Annotated in this window: 14 protein-coding genes; 10 read left to right on the forward strand and 4 right to left on the reverse strand. The window is 72.5% G+C overall.

What is annotated here, in order from left to right; translation table 11 throughout:
• Positions 1-64 precede the first annotated feature (64 nt).
• Together IE244_RS11650 and IE244_RS11655 are read left to right on the forward strand one after the other, a co-directional pair.
• Positions 65-1,450, forward strand: a complete 1,386-nt coding sequence (locus IE244_RS11650) for an NsdA family TPR-like regulatory protein (protein ID WP_191873192.1) — start codon at positions 65-67, stop codon at positions 1,448-1,450.
• A gap of 211 nt (positions 1,451-1,661) precedes the next feature.
• A complete protein-coding gene (locus IE244_RS11655) occupies positions 1,662-3,296 on the forward strand; it encodes a hypothetical protein (protein ID WP_191873194.1) in 1,635 nt (544 codons plus the stop codon).
• Positions 3,297-3,325: 29 nt separating this feature from the next.
• On the opposite strand, the gene IE244_RS11660 is transcribed toward IE244_RS11655, so the two are convergent.
• Positions 3,326-4,654, reverse strand: coding sequence for an ABC transporter substrate-binding protein (locus IE244_RS11660; protein WP_191873197.1), 1,329 nt, complete (start codon positions 4,652-4,654; stop codon positions 3,326-3,328).
• Positions 4,655-4,771: 117 nt separating this feature from the next.
• On the opposite strand from IE244_RS11660, the gene IE244_RS11665 reads away from it, so the two are divergent.
• Positions 4,772-5,272: an SCO4402 family protein gene (locus tag IE244_RS11665; protein WP_191873202.1), complete on the forward strand. Its 501-nt coding sequence runs from the start codon at positions 4,772-4,774 to the stop codon at positions 5,270-5,272.
• A gap of 35 nt (positions 5,273-5,307) precedes the next feature.
• Positions 5,308-6,189 (forward strand): formyltetrahydrofolate deformylase, encoded by an 882-nt coding sequence (gene purU / locus IE244_RS11670; RefSeq protein ID WP_191873203.1) that lies wholly within the window; start codon positions 5,308-5,310, stop codon positions 6,187-6,189.
• 80 nt (positions 6,190-6,269) lie between these two features.
• Here purU and IE244_RS11675 read toward each other — a convergent pair whose 3' ends face one another.
• Together IE244_RS11675 and IE244_RS11680 are read right to left on the reverse strand one after the other, a co-directional pair.
• On the reverse strand, positions 6,270-7,625 hold the full coding sequence (locus IE244_RS11675; RefSeq protein WP_373305737.1) for a zf-HC2 domain-containing protein: 1,356 nt from the start codon (positions 7,623-7,625) through the stop codon (positions 6,270-6,272).
• A 62-nt stretch (positions 7,626-7,687) separates the two neighbouring features.
• Positions 7,688-8,257 (reverse strand): sigma-70 family RNA polymerase sigma factor, encoded by a 570-nt coding sequence (locus tag IE244_RS11680; RefSeq protein WP_191873205.1) that lies wholly within the window; start codon positions 8,255-8,257, stop codon positions 7,688-7,690.
• 335 nt (positions 8,258-8,592) lie between these two features.
• On the opposite strand from IE244_RS11680, the gene IE244_RS11685 reads away from it, so the two are divergent.
• The gene (locus IE244_RS11685; RefSeq protein ID WP_191873207.1) at positions 8,593-8,973 is read left to right on the forward strand and encodes an STAS domain-containing protein; all 381 of its coding nucleotides are present in this window, start codon (positions 8,593-8,595) and stop codon (positions 8,971-8,973) included.
• Positions 8,974-9,170: 197 nt separating this feature from the next.
• Positions 9,171-9,683, forward strand: coding sequence for an EF-hand domain-containing protein (locus IE244_RS11690; protein ID WP_191873208.1), 513 nt, complete (start codon positions 9,171-9,173; stop codon positions 9,681-9,683).
• A gap of 53 nt (positions 9,684-9,736) precedes the next feature.
• On the opposite strand, the gene IE244_RS11695 is transcribed toward IE244_RS11690, so the two are convergent.
• Positions 9,737-11,239 carry a class I adenylate-forming enzyme family protein gene (locus tag IE244_RS11695; protein ID WP_191873210.1) on the reverse strand — a complete coding sequence of 501 codons (1,503 nt, stop codon included), beginning with the start codon at positions 11,237-11,239 and terminating at the stop codon, positions 9,737-9,739.
• Between the two features lie 113 nt (positions 11,240-11,352).
• Here IE244_RS11695 and IE244_RS11700 point away from each other — a divergent pair, with 113 nt between their 5' ends.
• The 4 genes from IE244_RS11700 to IE244_RS11715 all read left to right on the forward strand — a co-directional run bounded on the left by IE244_RS11700 (position 11,353) and on the right by IE244_RS11715 (position 15,653).
• Positions 11,353-12,546 carry an amidohydrolase family protein gene (locus IE244_RS11700; RefSeq protein ID WP_191873212.1) on the forward strand — a complete coding sequence of 398 codons (1,194 nt, stop codon included), beginning with the start codon at positions 11,353-11,355 and terminating at the stop codon, positions 12,544-12,546.
• On the forward strand, positions 12,546-13,679 hold the full coding sequence (locus IE244_RS11705; RefSeq protein ID WP_191873213.1) for an acyl-CoA dehydrogenase: 1,134 nt from the start codon (positions 12,546-12,548) through the stop codon (positions 13,677-13,679). The genes IE244_RS11700 and IE244_RS11705 overlap by 1 nt, the downstream gene beginning before the upstream one ends.
• A gap of 2 nt (positions 13,680-13,681) precedes the next feature.
• On the forward strand, positions 13,682-14,575 hold the full coding sequence (locus IE244_RS11710; RefSeq protein WP_191873693.1) for an acyl-CoA dehydrogenase family protein: 894 nt from the start codon (positions 13,682-13,684) through the stop codon (positions 14,573-14,575).
• 541 nt (positions 14,576-15,116) lie between these two features.
• Positions 15,117-15,653 carry an ATP-binding protein gene (locus IE244_RS11715; protein ID WP_191873694.1) on the forward strand — a complete coding sequence of 179 codons (537 nt, stop codon included), beginning with the start codon at positions 15,117-15,119 and terminating at the stop codon, positions 15,651-15,653.
• Positions 15,654-15,813: the final 160 nt, after the last annotated feature.

Raw genomic sequence — 15,813 nt, forward strand, 5'->3', positions numbered from 1 at the left:
TCAGCTGGGCAGTGATCTTTCCGGAACGGTCACGTCCAGGGGATCGCAACGCAGGGGGTAGCACATGGCCGCAAGGCCTCTCGTGGCGAGGCAGCCGAACGAACGGCTGCAGGCACTCATCCAGGAAGCGGGGTGCTCGAACGCCGGGCTGGCCCGGCGGGTCAACATGTGCGGCGCCGAGCACGGCCTCGACCTGCGCTACGACAAGACGTCCGTGGCCCGCTGGCTGCGGGGCCAGCAGCCCCGGGGCCGGGCCCCGGCGATCATCGCGGAGGCGCTCGGGCGCAAGCTCGGCCGTACGGTCACGATCGACGAGATCGGCATGGCCAACGGCAAGAACCTGGCCTCGGGCGTCGGTCTCCAGTTCTCGCCGACGGTACTGGGGGCCATCGAGCAGGTCTGCGAGCTGTGGCGCAGCGACGTGGGCCGGCGGGACTTCCTGTCCGGCTCCTCCGTCGCCGCCTCCGCGCTGGTCGAGCCCAGCCGCGACTGGCTGATCTCGGCGCCGGACGCCCAGGTGAGCCGGCAGGCCGGGCCGCGCGTGGGGCAGGCCGACGTGGCGGCCGTACGGTCCATGACGCAGGCGCTGACCGATCTCGACCACCAGTACGGCAGCGGGCACGTCCGCCCGGTCGTCGTGCACTACCTCAACAGCGTCGTGTCCGGGCTGCTCGCGGGCTCGTACCGGGAGACGGTCGGGCGGGAACTCTTCGCGGCCGTGTCCCGGCTGACCGAGCTGGCGGGCTACATGGCGGTGGACACCGGGCAACCGGGGCTGGCCCAGCGGTACTACATCCAGTCGCTGCGGCTGGCGCAGGCCGCCGGGGACCGCGGGTACGGCGGTTACGTCCTGGCCGCGTCCATGAGCCACCTCGCCGCGCAGCTCGGGAACCCGCGTGAGATCTCCCAGCTGGCGCGGGCCGCGCAGGAGGGGACGCGGGGGCAGGTGACCCCGCGTGTGGAGGCGATGTTCCACGCGGCCGAGGCGCGCGGGCACGCCCTGCTCGGCGACACCCGCGCGGCGCAGGCGTCCATCGGGCGGGCGGTGACGGCGATGGAGCAGGCCGACGGCTCCCGCGACGACGACCCGGTGTGGATCCGGCACTTCGACGAGGCGTATCTCGCCGACGAGCTGGCGCACTGTCACCGCGACCTCGGGCAGGCCGAGCAGGCGGCCCGGTACGCCGAGCAGTCGCTGGCCGGGCATCCGGAGACCAGGGCCCGCAGGCGCGCCATCGGCTATGTGCTGCTGGCCACGGCCCAGGTGCAGCAGCGGGAGATCGAACAGGCCTGCAGCACGGGCGTGAAGGCGGTGGAGCTGCTGGAGTCGCTGCGCTCCAACCGGGGAGCGGAGTACCTGGAGGATCTGCAGCAGCGCCTGGAGCCCTTCCGGGAGGAGGCGGTGGTACGGGAGTTCGGGGCGCGCCTCGATCTCCAGCAGGCGGCGTGAACACCGGTCCCGCGGTCGCGTGAACGCATGGCGAACGGCACCCGTCGGCAGGGAGGGGCGCCCTGTACGTGCCATGTACAGCGCTCCGCGGGACGGCTGTGTTACCGGTGTCACAGGGAAGAAGATCGCGCCCTGAGCTGCGTGGCACCCGGCTCGGGGGACCCGGTAGCGTGAGCCCGATTCACAAGGTCCCCCATTAGTAGGAGTCCCGGTGACGCAGAGTGGACGGGGCGAGGAGCCCTCGGCGCGGCCCGCGCACGAAGGCATCGTGCTGCCCTCCGACGGAGGCGAGCCCTTGCTGCCCGGCATGACCGGCCCGCCCGCCCCCGCCGCGCCGGCCGGCGGTCAGGCCTGGGGCGGTTCCTGGGGGCCCGGGCAGCAGGCGCCCCAGCAGGACCAGGCCTGGCCCCCGGCGGCGGCCCAGCAGTGGCACACCCCCGATGCCCCGCACCAGCAGCTCCCCGCCGCGAACCCCGGCCCGCTGCCCCCGGAGGGCGCACCGGCTCCGGCGTACGCCGGCCAGCCGTCGTACGACCACCAGGGTGGCTACGGCGCCGGCCCGCAGCCCGGTCACGGCACCCCCGATCCGTACCAGCAGCCGCGGCACCCGCAGCCGCAGGCGGGCGCCGCGCCGCTTCCGCCGGCCGTGCCGGACGCCTACCCGGCGGCCGCCGCCCCGCTGCCCCCGACGGCCGACGGTGCCACGCAGTACATACCGCCGGTCCCGGCCGCACCCGCCGACGAGGGCGCGACGCAGTACATCCCGCCCGTGCAGGCGGCCGGCGCCGAGGGCGCCACCCAGTACCTGCCGCCGGTGCCGGCGGCGGCGGACGACGGCGCGACCCAGTACATCCCGCCGGTGGCACCCGGCGCGCTGCCGCCCGAGTCGGGCGCCGAGGAGACGCGGTACCTCGGCCAGGTGCCCCGGCAGCAGACGCCGCCCGCGCCGTCCGACGCGGAGGCCACCCAGTACATCCCGCCGTACGCCGCGCAGGCGCAGGGCGCGGACCGGCAGCCGCCCTCCGAGTTCGACAACCTCTTCCGCGGCGGCCCGGCGGGCGGCGACGGCCCGGCCGGCTCCACCCAGCAGATGCCGCGCGTCCAGCAGCCGGACGCCTACCCGGGTCCGGCGCAGGCGTCGTACAGCCCGCAGCAGCCCTCCTACGGCGCGAACCAGCCGTCGTACGACCCCGGGCACGACGACGACCGGCCCCGCGGCCGGTCGCGGGTGCCGATGATCGCCGCCATCGGTGTCGGCCTCGTCGTCGTCGGCGTGGGGGCCGGCGTGCTGCTCAGCGGCGGGGGCGACAAGAGCCAGGGCACCGACGGCAAGACGGTCGCGGCCACCTCCCCGGCTCCCGGCCAGGGCTCCTCCGCGCCCGCCGCCGACCCGGCCCGGCAGCAGGCGGTCGCGCTGGACAAGCTGCTCGCCGACAGCGGCAGCAGCCGCGCCTCGGTGATCAACGCGGTGGGCGACGTCAGGCGCTGCGACAACCTCGACCAGGCCGCCACCGACCTGCGCGACGCGGCCAAGCAGCGCAACGGACTGGTCACCCGGCTCGGCGGGCTGAGCGTCGACAAGCTGCCGGCCAACGGTGATCTCACCGCCGCGCTCACCAAGGCCTGGCAGGCGTCCGCCGCGGCCGACGACCACTACGCGGCCTGGGCCGACCAGGCCAAGGGCCGCAAGGTCTGCCGCAAGGGCCACGCCCGCGTCACGGGCGAGACCCAGGCCGCCAACCGGGAGAGCAACACCGCCAGCGCGCAGAAGGTGAAGGCGGCGGCGCTGTGGAACGCGATCGCCCGGAAGTACGGCCTGACCCTGCGCCAGCCCACCCAGCTGTGACCCGGGCGTGAGGGACGCGCCGGCGGGGGTCACACCACGTCGGCGCTCTCCAGCGTGCGCGTCATGTCGGTGATGCCGTCGAGGCCGCCGAGGCCCCTGCGGGCCGCGACCAGCTTGCCGTCCTGGACCACCTGGAGGGTGACGTCGGCGTTGACCATCCGCGGGAAGCCGACCGCGGCCAGCTTGCCCTCGTAGGGCCAGTGCAGGGTCGGGGTGAGACCGCCGGTGGAGACGCGCAGGCCGTCGTCGAGGGTGTGCCGCACGCTGTCGGCGCTCACCTCGCCGGTGCCTATCTTCTCCAGGGCGGCCTTCAGCACGGTGTAGGCGATCCAGGTGGTCTGCACTCCGGCGTCCGCGGGGTCGATGCGGTTGTCGCCGAAGGCCTCCTCGTTGATCACCTTCTTCATCGGGTCCCACCGGGCGTCGGACGCCGGCGGGTACCAGCCGGTGATGTACGCCCCCTCGTACGGTCCGGACGCACCGCCGGTGGCGTTGATCACGGTCTGGTCGACGCTGCCGAGCACGGTCCCGAGCCGTACCCCGGGGAAGGATTCGCGAGCCCGCCGGAAGGAGTCCATGAAGGTGTCGGTGCGGTCGCCGAGCGCGGGCACGACGCAGCCCTTCTTCAGCACGTCCTTGGTGGCGTAGCGCAGCGCCTGGTCGGCCTGGTCGCCGTACTCGGTGGCGTCCTCGGCGGCCAGGTGGTCGCCCGCCTGAACGTGTCTGCCCGCCTTGAGGCCGGAGTCGAGCAGGGCGGGCAGTTCGTCGCCGGCGATGCTGTCCGGGCGGATCAGGGCGACGTTGCCGCAGGTGGCGGCGAGAGCCTGGCCGAGACCGGCGAGCAGGGCCGGCTGGCCGCCGTTGACCGGGTAGGACATCTGGCCGGTGAACTCGTCGTTGGTGACGCCGTAGCCGCCGATGTAGGGGATGCCGGCGCCTTCCAGCGGGGCGAGGTAGGAGTCGCCGAACTGGCTGTAGGAGCCGACGACCGCGACCACGTTCTCGTCGGCCGCGCGCCGCGCGCACTTGGCGGCGCCCACGCCGTCGTTGTTGTCGTTGCAGGTCAGGACCTGGAGCTTGCGGCCGTCGAGGCCGCCGTGCGCGTTGATCCACTTGGCGTAGGCGAGGGCCATGGCGGGCATGCCCGGCTTGTTGGTCGCGTCGGTGTCCTGCGGGGCCCAGGTCATGACCTTGACCGTGTCGTCGTCCCCGGTGCCCCCCGTGACACCGGGGACGACCCCGCACCCGGCGGTGAGCGACGCACAGAGGGCCACGGCGCCCGCGGACAGCGCGGTGGCTCTGCCGGGGCGGAAGGCCGGGTGGAGGAAGGTACTAGCGGTGCGTCGCCTGCCGGTCATGCACACGCACGATTCCCTCACACCACTAACCGGGGAGTGACCCAGAGTCAACGAAGAGTGACATCGAGGTGAATTACAGGGGGTGGTGAGGCTGGTGTGACAGGGAACGTACGATCGATGACCGTGCAAGGTTCGGAGAACTCTTCCCGTCGCGGCCGTCGCTCCTTCACCATGGGCGGCATGCCCCTAAGCGACATGCCATGGTGGCGCTGGCGCAGCAATGTGCGCTCGGCGCTGCACATGCTCTCCGATCCGGTGTTCCAGCGGGACGTCTGGCTGGCGGGCGTGGACGGGTACGGCGACGTCACCGACGCCGTGTACCGGCTGGTGGAGGACACCTGGCTGGACAACTGGTCCGCGGAGAAGTACGTCGGCACGATCTTCCGGGACTCCCAGGAGGCGGCGCTGGTGGACACCGCCGTCCTGCGGGTGCTGCGGATCATGCACCAGGTCGGCCCGGACGCGCCGGTCTCCGCGTACCTCGACCACGAGGGGTGGCCGGAAGCGGTGCGGGCGGCGCGGGACGCGCACATACGTCTCGCGGCGAGTGACGGCGATGACCCGGACACGCCGCCGAAGAGTCTGGAAGTGCTGCGGATTCTGACGCGAACCGCGTAGGCGCGGCGGCGACGCGGTGTGCGAACCTGTAGGGCATGAATGAGCAGCCTGCGCCCGCCGCCGCACCGGCCGACCAGTACGTCCTCACCCTTTCCTGCCCGGACAAGCAGGGCATCGTGCACGCCGTGTCGAGCTACCTGTTCATGACCGGCTGCAACATCGAGGACAGCCAGCAGTTCGGCGACCACGACACGGGTCTGTTCTTCATGCGGGTCCACTTCACGGCCGACGCGCCGCTGACGGTGGAGAAGCTGCGGGCGAGCTTCGCGGCGATCGGCGACTCCTTCCACATGGACTGGCAGATCAACCGGGCCGACGCGAAGATGCCCATCGTGCTGATGGTCAGCAAGTTCGGGCACTGCCTGAACGACCTGCTGTTCCGGGCCCGGATCGGTGCGCTTCCGGTGGACATCGTGGGCGTGGTCTCCAATCACACCGATTTCGAAGAGCTGGTGGGCTCGTACAACATCCCCTTTCACCACCTTCCGGTCACGAAGGAGACGAAGGCGGAGGCCGAGGGGAAGCTGCTGGAGATCGTCCGCGAGCAGGGCGTCGAACTGGTCGTCCTCGCCCGTTACATGCAGGTCCTCTCGGACGACCTGTGCAAGCAGCTCAGCGGCCGGATCATCAACATCCACCACTCCTTCCTGCCGAGCTTCAAGGGCGCGAAGCCGTACCACCAGGCGCACGCCAGGGGCGTCAAGCTCATCGGGGCGACCGCGCACTACGTGACCGCCGACCTCGACGAGGGGCCGATCATCGAGCAGGAGGTCGAGCGGGTGGGGCATGACGTCACGCCGGACCAGCTGGTCGCGATCGGACGGGACGTGGAGTGCCAGGCGCTGGCACGGGCCGTCAAGTGGCACGCGGAGCGCAGGATCCTGCTCAACGGGCGCCGTACGGTGGTGTTCGCCTAGCGGACCGGCGGCGGCCGCGGGTGCGGGTGTGCGGCCACGTACGACCCACCCACGGCCACCCGTGAGACGGCGACCAGCCCCTACATCCGGCTCAGGCTCGCCACGGCGAACAGCACGTCCCTGATCGCCTCCCGGTCGCCCGCCTGCCCCGCTGCCGCCTCCGCGGGAGACACATGACCCGCGGCCAGCTGACAGAACTCCGAGCCGTCCAGCGCGACATGGGCCACCTCGAAGTCGGCGGAGCCCCGTGCCGCCGGTGAGTCCAGGGGGATCAGCCACTCGCCGCCGCCCGAGCCCTCGATCTCCAGGCGCAGGCTGCGGCCGGGCTCGCCGGCGAGGCCGAGGTGCCGTCCCCGGCCGGGCGCGGCCAGCCCTCTTCGCCGGCGGTCCGCCAGCACGGAGGGCAGCATGCGGGCCGCGAGGTCGATCATCCGGTTCATGTGACGCGGCGCGGGCGGCTGGTAGGGGTAGTCCACCGCCTCCGCGATGTCCTCGGCGTGCACCCAGCACTCGAAGGCCCGGTCCAGCATCGCGTCGTGCAGCGGCAGGTCGAAGTCGCCGTACGACACGGCGAGTCCGCCCGCGTGGCCGCCGGTGAAGGACGTCGTCCGCACCAGGCTGTGGCTCTGCTCCCGCCAGGGTCCCCGCACCGACCGGGTCGGCGGGAAGCGGGAGGTCCGCCAGTACGCCTCGGTGCGTCCGGCCGGGCCCGCCGCGTGCTGCTCCGCCTTCCCGGCGACCTCGGCCAGCGGGTCCTCCAGGCCGAGCGCGACGGCGATCAGGCCGTCCACGGACAGCAGGTGCGCGATCACCCCGGCCACGGTCGTACGCCGGTTCCGCGCCGTGTCGGCCGCGAACCACCGCAGCCGCACCGGCGCATGCCACTCCGCGTCCCCGAAGTCCTGCAGCAGGGCGTCCAGACGGGCGGTCTCGGCGTCGTACGGCGCCGCCCACTCCGGCACGGGGATGCGCGGCGGCCGGCGCTCCAGGCAGCTCTCCAGGACGCGGGCCCGCAGGCCGGGGTCCAGGTCGAGGCTCTCGTGCTGGTGCAGCAGGCCGACCGCCTCGCGCAGCCGGCGGGCCTCGTCGGCGCAACCGCCGCACGAGCCGAGGTGATCCTCGACGGCCGCGGTCTCCGCCGCCGAGCAGGCGGCCAGCGCCCAGGCGCCCAGGAGTGATTTCAGCACGTCGTGCGGCAGGTCGAGCGGCGCGGGCGCGAGGCCGGCGAGGTCGGGCAGCACAAGGCCGTTGTCCTCGACGGAGGCGCGGGGCGTCGGTATGCGCGGCGGCACGTCCGGGCCGGGGGCCTCGGCGCCGGGCGGCGTGTGCCCCGTGCCGTCGCCGGCGCTCCCGCCGCCGGGGTGGCCGTCGCCACGCCGGGCACCGGAGGCGCCGTGCCCCTCGGGGCCCCGCCGCGAGGATCCCTCGCCCCCCACTCCTCCTCCGCGCCCCTCTTCTCCCTCGGGCCCGTCGGACGCCTCGAACCGTCCCGCCCCGCTCACACCGCACCTCCGTGTCCCGGTGGTGTCCCGGCGTCGTGGGCGGTGGAGAGCAGCTGCAGCCCGAGGCGGAGCCGGCGGCGGGCCTCGTCCTCGGTGACGCCGAGGTCGACGGCGGTCTGGCGGTAGTCGCGGCGCTGGAAGTAGGCCAGGTCGAGGGCGCGCCGCAGCGGGGCGGGCATGGAGTGGACGATGTAGTCGGCGCGGGCGGCGACCGAGGCGCGGCGCACCTTGCGCTCCAGGTCCGCCAGGGAGCCGCCGCCCTCCGGCAGCGCCGCGGTCTCGCTGTCGCGCAACCGCTGCACGGCGAGCCGGTGGGTCACCCCGGCGACCCAGGTGCGCAGCGGGCCCTTCCCGGGGTCGTACGTCTCGGGGTGTTCCCACAGGTGCGCGAAGACCTCGCGGGTGAGGGTGTCGGCGGCCTTCTCGTCGCCGAGGACGCGGTGGGCGAGGCCGTGGACGAGCGAGGCGAACCGGTCGTACATCTCGCCCAGGGCGGCGGCCTCACCGCGGGCGAGCCGCTGCTGCATCTTGCGGTCCCCGCGGGGCGGTACGTCCTTCGTGGCCATGCGGTCCCCTCCCCTCACCCGTGTCCGGCCCGTCCAGCGTGTCTGCACCGTGTTCTCGAATGTAGTCGGCACCTCTGACAGTGCACGCCCCTTTGTGTCAATGTGCGCCCCCCGAAGCGCCGCTGGTGATAGTGCCCTCTTCACATAAGCTTCACACGGAGCGTGAGTTTCTCTGATCGAACAGGATCGGTAGTGACCGAAACAAGCCCTCTGTTGATCACGGCTGGTTTGCTGCTCGACGTTTCAGGGAACGGCCGGTGGGCAGCCGCTGCGGAAGCAAGCGAAGGAACTGCTTCCGTTTCCGGGCGGTTCCGGGATCCGGCGAGCGGAGGGGCATGGCCGTGGCATTCAACGTGACCGGCGTCGAAGAGGGCGAGTGGGCCGTGCTCCGGGTGTCCGGGGAGCTGGACCTGATGACGTCGCCGGTTCTGCGGCAACGTGTGCACGACGTCGTCGCCGAGGGGCACCACAGTCTCGTCGTGGACCTCTCCGACGTGTTCTTCTGTGATTCCAGCGGGGTCGGTGTCCTCATCGCCGCCCGCCGGCTCATCCGCTCCTGTCAGGGCCGGCTCCGGCTCATCCTGCCCGACCGGGGCGCCGACGACGGTTCGCACGTCAACCGGGTGCTCGGCGCGCTCGGTGTCCGCCGTCTGTTCGACGTCCACCCCGATGTGGGATCGGCGACGAGCGACGAGGCGGACCCGCTCTCCGCGTGACGGCCGCCGAGGTCTTCGCGACAAGGCCACACTGTTGTCGCAGAATTCCCCCGGTCTTGGCACAACCGCCGGATTCCCGTCGTCCGGCGGCCGTCCGCGCCTTACGCTCGCTCCTGCCAGGTCGGTCACGCAACCGCCCGACGCACCACCCCTTGGCCGTACCCGTACGACGCACACATAAGGCGGTCCGAACAGACATGGTCAGCACCGAGTACGAGCGCAGGATCGCCGCCCGGTTCGCCACCTTCGACCAGGACGGCAACGGCTGGATCGACCGTGAGGACTTCAACGCGGCGGCCAAGGCGCTCCTCGCCGAGTTCACGGTGACCGCCCGCTCCGACAAGGGGCAGGCGCTGTACGCCGGCGCGGAGGCGTTCTGGCAGGGCATGGCCGGGATCGCGGACCGGGACGGCGACCAGCGCATCACCCGCGAGGAGTTCGTCACCGGCGCGGTCAAGCGCCTGCGCGACAACCCCGAACGCTTCGCCGAGATCGCCCGCCCGTTCCTGCACGCCGCCCTCGCGGTGGCGGACCCGGACGCCGACGGCCGGCTCACGGTCGCCGACACCGCGCGCGTCCTGCGCGTCCTGCACGTCCCCGCGGACGTCGCCGAGGCCACCGCCGCGGCCCTCGACTCCGACGCCGACGGCACCATCACCGAACCGGACGTCATCCCGGCCTTCGCCCGCTACTTCACGGTCGCGGAGTAGCCACCCCCGCCGGGACACCGGCAGGGCGGGACCCAGGGGTGCCCGCCCTGTTGTCAGGGTCTCGAAAACCGTTCCCGCAGTCGGTACTTCAGCACCTTGCGCAGGGTGTCGTTGCGGGGCAGCTCCCGTACCACCTCCAGCCGCTCCGGGAGCTTGTGCACGGACAGGCCCGCCGCGCGCAGGTACGCGACGGCCGCCGGCAGGGTCAACCGTTCGGCTCCCGAGGGCTGTTCCACCACCGCGCAGACCAGCTCGCCCCGTTCGGCGTCCGGCAGGCCGATCACGGCCGCGTCCGCGACCGCGGGATGCGCGGCGAGCAGGTCCTCGATCTCCTTGGCCGAGATGTTCTCGCCCTTGCGGATGATCACGTCCTTCAGGCGGCCGGTGAGCACCAGATGGCCGGACTCCGTCAGCCGGCCCAGGTCGCCGGTGCGCAGGAAGCCGTCGGCGTCGAAGGCGGCGGCCGTCTGCGCGGGGTCCAGATAGCCCTGGCAGACGGCCTCACCGCGCAGCCGTATCTCACCGTCCACGATCCGGATCTCCATGCCGGCCGGCGGGCGGCCCTCGGTGGTGGCCAGGTGCTCCGGGGTGTCCCGCGGGTCGCCCATGGTGATCATCGGGACCTCGGTCATGCCGTAGCCGTGGGTGAGCTGGACGCCCATCTCGCGGACCACCGCGTGGTAGACCTCCGGCGGCTTGGGCGCGCCGCCGCCCGCGAGCAGGCGCAGGGACGGGATCACCTTCTCCTGCGGCCGTCTGCGCTGCTCGGCCAGGAACATGGAGTAGAAGGCCGTGGAGCCGCCGGCCACCGTCACCTTGTGCCGCCGGTACTCCGGGAGTGCGTCCGGCAGCGCGAAGTGCTCGAACATCACCGCCGGGAAGCCGTACAGCAGCAGCATCACCGTGTAGTCGGGGCCGGCTATGTGGGCGTAGGGGAAGGCCATCGAGCCGACGTCGTCCGGGGTCAGGCGCAGGGCGTGGGCGAGGCAGGAGCCGCCGGCGATCAGGGAGCGGTCGGTGTGCAGCACGCCCTTGGGGTCGGAGGTGGTGCCCGAGGTCCAGTAGATCCAGCGGACCGAGGTGCCCTCGGCGGGCGGGGCGGGCAGCACGGACGGGTCGCCGTCGGGAAGGGTGTCGTACGCCTCGAAGACGCCCTTCGCACCCAGCCGGCGGGCCATCTCCGTGTGGTCGTGGCCCCGCCACACGCCCGGGACCGCGAAGAACTCCGCCTTCGACTCCCTGAGCGCGAAGCCGACCTCCCGGTCCCGGTAGAACGGGATCACCGGGGACTGCACGGCGCCCAGGCGGGCCAGCGCGAAGGACAGCAGGGCGGTCTCGATACGGGTGGGCAGCTGCCAGGAGACCACCGTGCCGGGACGCACGCCCATGCCGTACAGACCGGCCGCCACCCGCTCGGCCCGTGTGCGCAGTTCGCCGAAGGTGAGGGTGCGGTCCTGCTGGAGCAGCACCGGGCGGTCCGGGGTGCGGCCGGCGCGGCGGACGACCAGGTCCCACAGCGTGCGGGCGGAGCCCAGGGAGTGCGGGGTCTCGTTCACGGATGCCCCTGACTGTCTTGGCTGACGAACCGTCAGGTGCCATGCTATCTGACGGGTCATCAGATAAGTACCCGTCCGGGTGCTGTCCGACGGAGGGGAACGCGAGGGGAACCATGACCGAACTGCCCCGCATCATCAGCGTCGACGACCATGTGATCGAGCCCGCCCACCTCTTCGAGGCCTGGCTGCCGGCCAGGTACCGGGACCGGGGGCCCAAACCGCTGACCGCCGGCATCGGGGAGCTCGCCTACGTCGGCGGCAAATACCAGATCACCATGGACCCGGAGGGCCAGCCGACGGACTGGTGGATCTACGAGGACCTGAAGTTCCCGTACAAGCGCAACATCGCCGCCGTCGGCTTCGACCGGGACGAGATGACGCTGGAGGGGATCACGAGGGAGCAGATGCGCCCGGGGTGCTGGGACCCCGCCGAGCGTCTGAAGGACATGGACCTCAACCACGTCGAGGCCAGCCTCTGCTTCCCGACCTTCCCCCGCTTCTGCGGGCAGACCTTCGCCGAGGCGCACGACAAGGAGGTCGCCCTCGCCTGCGTCCGCGCCTACAACGACTGGATGGTGGAGGAGTGGTGCGGGGACAGCGGCGGCCGGCTGATCCCGCTGTGCCTGATCCCGCTGTGGGACGTCGGGCTGGCGGTCGCCGAGATCCGGCGCAACGCCGCGCGCGGGGTGCGGGCGGTGACCTTCTCCGAGATCCCCACCCACCTCGGGCTGCCGTCCATCCACTCCGGCTACTGGGACCCGTTCTTCGCGGCCTGCCAGGAGACCGGCACGGTCGTCAACATGCACATCGGCAGCAGCTCCCAGATGCCCGCCGCCTCCCCGGACGCCCCGCCCGCCGTCCAGGCCTCGCTCAGCTTCAACAACGCGATGGCCTCGATGATGGACTACCTCTTCAGCGGGGTCCTGGTGAGGTTCCCCCGGCTCAAACTCGCCTACTCGGAAGGCCAGATGGGCTGGATCCCGTACGCCCTGGAGCGCGCCGACGACGTGTGGGAGGAACACCGGGCCTGGGGCGGTGTGCGCGACCTGATCCCGGAGCCGCCGTCGACGTACTACTACCGGCAGATCTTCTGCTGCTTCTTCCGCGACAAGCACGGTATCGCCTCGCTCGACGTCGTCGGCCGCGACAACGCCACCTTCGAGACCGACTACCCGCACGTCGACTCGACCTTCCCGCACACCAAGGAGGTCGCCCTCGACCATGTGAAGGGCCTGGACGACGAGACGGTCCACAAGCTGATGCGGGGCAACGCCATCCGCATGCTGGACCTGGACCTCGACAGGTGATGGACCTCTCCCACACGCCCGAGGAGGACGAGTTCCGGGCCCGGCTGCGCGAGTGGCTCGCCAAGGTGCTGCCCACCCTGCCGGCCGGGCCGCCCCCCGCCGACTGGCCCGCGCGCAGGGCCTACGACCTGGGCTGGCAGCGGATGCTGTACGACGCCGGGTACGCCGACGTCCACTGGGACGCCTCGCCGACCACCCGGCTGATCTTCCTGGAGGAGACCGAGAAGGCGGGCGCGCCCTATGTGGGGGCGAACTTCGTGGGGCTGCTGCACGCGGGCCCCACCATCGCCGCCGAAGGCACGCCCGAACAGCGGGCGCGCTGGCTGCCGCCGATCCTGCGCGGCGAGGAGGTGTGGTGCCAGGGGTTCAGCGAACCGGACGCCGGCTCCGACCTCGCCGCGCTGCGCACGCGCGCGTGGCGCGACGGCGACGACTACGTGGTCACCGGGTCCAAGATCTGGACCTCCCACGCCGAGGTCGCCGACTGGTGCGAACTGCTGGTCCGCACCGACCCCGGGGCGCCCCGGCACGGGGGCATCACCTGGCTCGCGATGCCCATGGACGCGCCGGGCGTCTCGGTACGGCCCCTGCGCACGCTCGCCGGGTCGGCGGAGTTCGCCGAGGTGTTCCTGGACGAGGTCCGGGTGCCGGTGGCCCACCGGGTGGGCGCGGAGAACGACGGCTGGCGCGTGACCATGGTGACCCTGTCGTTCGAGCGCGGCACGGCCTTCGTCGGCGAGGTCGTCGCCTGCCGCCGGGTGCTGCGCGAGCTCGCCCGCACGGCACGGGAGAACGGCCGCTGGGACGATCCCGTGCTGCGGCGCCGGCTCGGACGGCTGGAGGCGGAGTTCCGGGCGCTGTGGCGGCTGACGCAGTGGAACGTGAGCGAGGCGGAGGCGAACGGGGGAGTGCCGGGTGCCGGAGGCTCGGTCTTCAAGCTCCGCTACTCGCACGCCCGCCAGGAGCTGTACGACACCGCGGCCGACGTACTCGGCCCGGACGGCCTCGACCTGGACCGTCCCTGGGTCCTGGACCGCCTGTCCTCCCTCTCCTACACGATCGCCGCAGGCACCTCGCAGATCCAGCGCAACATCGTGGCGGAGCGGATCCTCGGCCTGCCGAAGGGGAGATGAGTGTGCGTTTCCAACTCAGCGACGACCAGCGGGCGTTGCGGTCCGGTGTGCGGGAGGTGCTGGACCGGCGGTTCGGGCGGGAGGCGTTGCGCGCGGCCGTCGACGCGCCGGGGCGGCTCGACCGGGAACTGTGGCGGGCGCTCGGGGACGCGGGGCTCTTCGCCCTGCGGCTGCCCGAGGCGGAGGGCGGGGCCGGGCTGGGCCTGCCGGAGGCGGTACTGGCCTTCGAGGAGGCGGGCCGGGCACTCCTGCCCGGCCCGCTCGTGGCCACCCACCTGGCGGCCGGCACCGTCCCGGGCGCGTCCACCGGCGAGACGGTCGTGACCGCGGTGGACGGGGAACTGGTGGAATGGCTGGACGCGGCGGACGTGGTGCGCGGCGACGCGACCGGCTCCGCCCCCATCCGTTCCCTGGACCCCCTCACCCCCCTGCACCGCCTCCCGGCCGGCACGGACTCCGGCGCGCCCGACGGCAACGGCACCCAGATCCCCGTGGCCACCCTCCTCACCGCCGCGGAACAGCTCGGCACGGCCGCGCGCGTGACCGAGCTGGCCGTCCAACACGCCCGCACACGGGAACAGTTCGGCCGTCCCATCGGCGCCTTCCAGGCGGTCAAGCACCTGTGTGCCGACCTCCTGACCCGCACGGAGACCGCACGCGTCGCCGTGTACGCGGCCGCCCTCACCGCCGACCCGGCGGACATCGCCGCCGCCCGGCTGCTCGCCGACGAGGCCGCCGTACGCGGTGCCCGCGACTGCCTCCAGGTGCACGGCGGGATGGGTTTCACCTGGGAAGCCGATGTGCATCTGCACCTGAAGCGGGCATGGGTGCGGGCCCAGCGTGGCGGGGGGAACACGGAGAGTGAGGAACTTCTCGCCGCTCACCTGGTGACCTGAAGAGCCGACAGTGCCCTGGGCTGCGACGCGGCAAAAGCCTTGGCCCACGATGTCGCGGATCGTGGCATATCGGTATCACGGAGCGTCGATATCTGGTTGTGTCCAAAGCGCGACTCGTCACGGCCCGGAGTCGGGACCCCTCTCCGGTACCTTGTGTGGGATGCGAGTGGCTGCGAGCACGAGCCGGGCCGGCGATGCCCCTGGGGTGATGCCGGGTCGCGCCGCTGCTCGCGGGGCGGTTACGGCTTCGGCCACCGCCTGTTCGACTCCCCGGAACGAGCGTCGCACAGTATGCCTCGCGCGTACTCCTTCGCGCTGGAATATGCCCGAAGCGCTTGTTGGGGTGACTGTACGTCAACCATGCTGTCGCGTAAGGGATTCACGGTCCGTGACCCTTGCTCTGGCCGTTGTTCTGGCCATGCAGAAAATGGCTACGATCGTGGCCCTCGTGATCGTCGCCGCGGCCTCGTCCGTGGCGGCCGGTCGGCGTGGGTTCATGTGTCCGCCGGTTCGGATGGTGTGAGCGGTGCAGGTGCTTCAAGTGCAGCTGGAGATCCGGCCCGACCCCTCGGAGGTGGGACGGGCGCGGAGGTGGGCCCGCTCGCGGCTCGCGGGGCTGGGGATAGCGGCCGACGAGCCACTGGCCGAGACCCTGATCCTGCTCGTGTCCGAGCTGGTGACCAACGCCGTGGTGCACACCGGCCACACGGCCGTCCTGCGGCTCTCCCTGCCCGGCGCGGGTCCCGAGGCGCCCGGGGTGACGGACACCGCCGAGGTGGCCGGCCCTGCCGAGGTGGCCGGCGCCGCCGAGACGTCCGCGGTGGACACGGTGCGCGTCGAGGTGGCCGACAGCTCCTCCCGCGCCCCCGTGCCGCGCTGCGCCGGCAGTGACGCCACCGGCGGCCGGGGCCTCGCCCTCGTGGACTGCCTGGCCGACCGCTGGGGCTGGAGCCCCGAGGGTGTCGGCAAGAGCATCTGGTGCGAACTGGACCGCTGTTCGAAGCCCGGGAAGAGCGCGGCGATGGCGTACGGGGGCGGACTGTCCGCGTACGAGGGTCTCGCCTTCGAGGCGGTGTAGCGCCCGGCGCGGTGTGCGCCGGGGATGCTTCCGTGCGCGGGCGCCGTGAACAGGGCGTACGTAACAGATCCCGTACCGGCGTTGACGAGTCGTGACCGTCTGATCACGCTTGTGGGCGACGATTCGCCGCGAGGGGACGGCGAGGGCCTGGGTGACGGCG

It is taken from the genome of Streptomyces filipinensis (assembly GCF_014649495.1).
Lineage (GTDB): Bacteria > Actinomycetota > Actinomycetes > Streptomycetales > Streptomycetaceae > Streptomyces > Streptomyces filipinensis.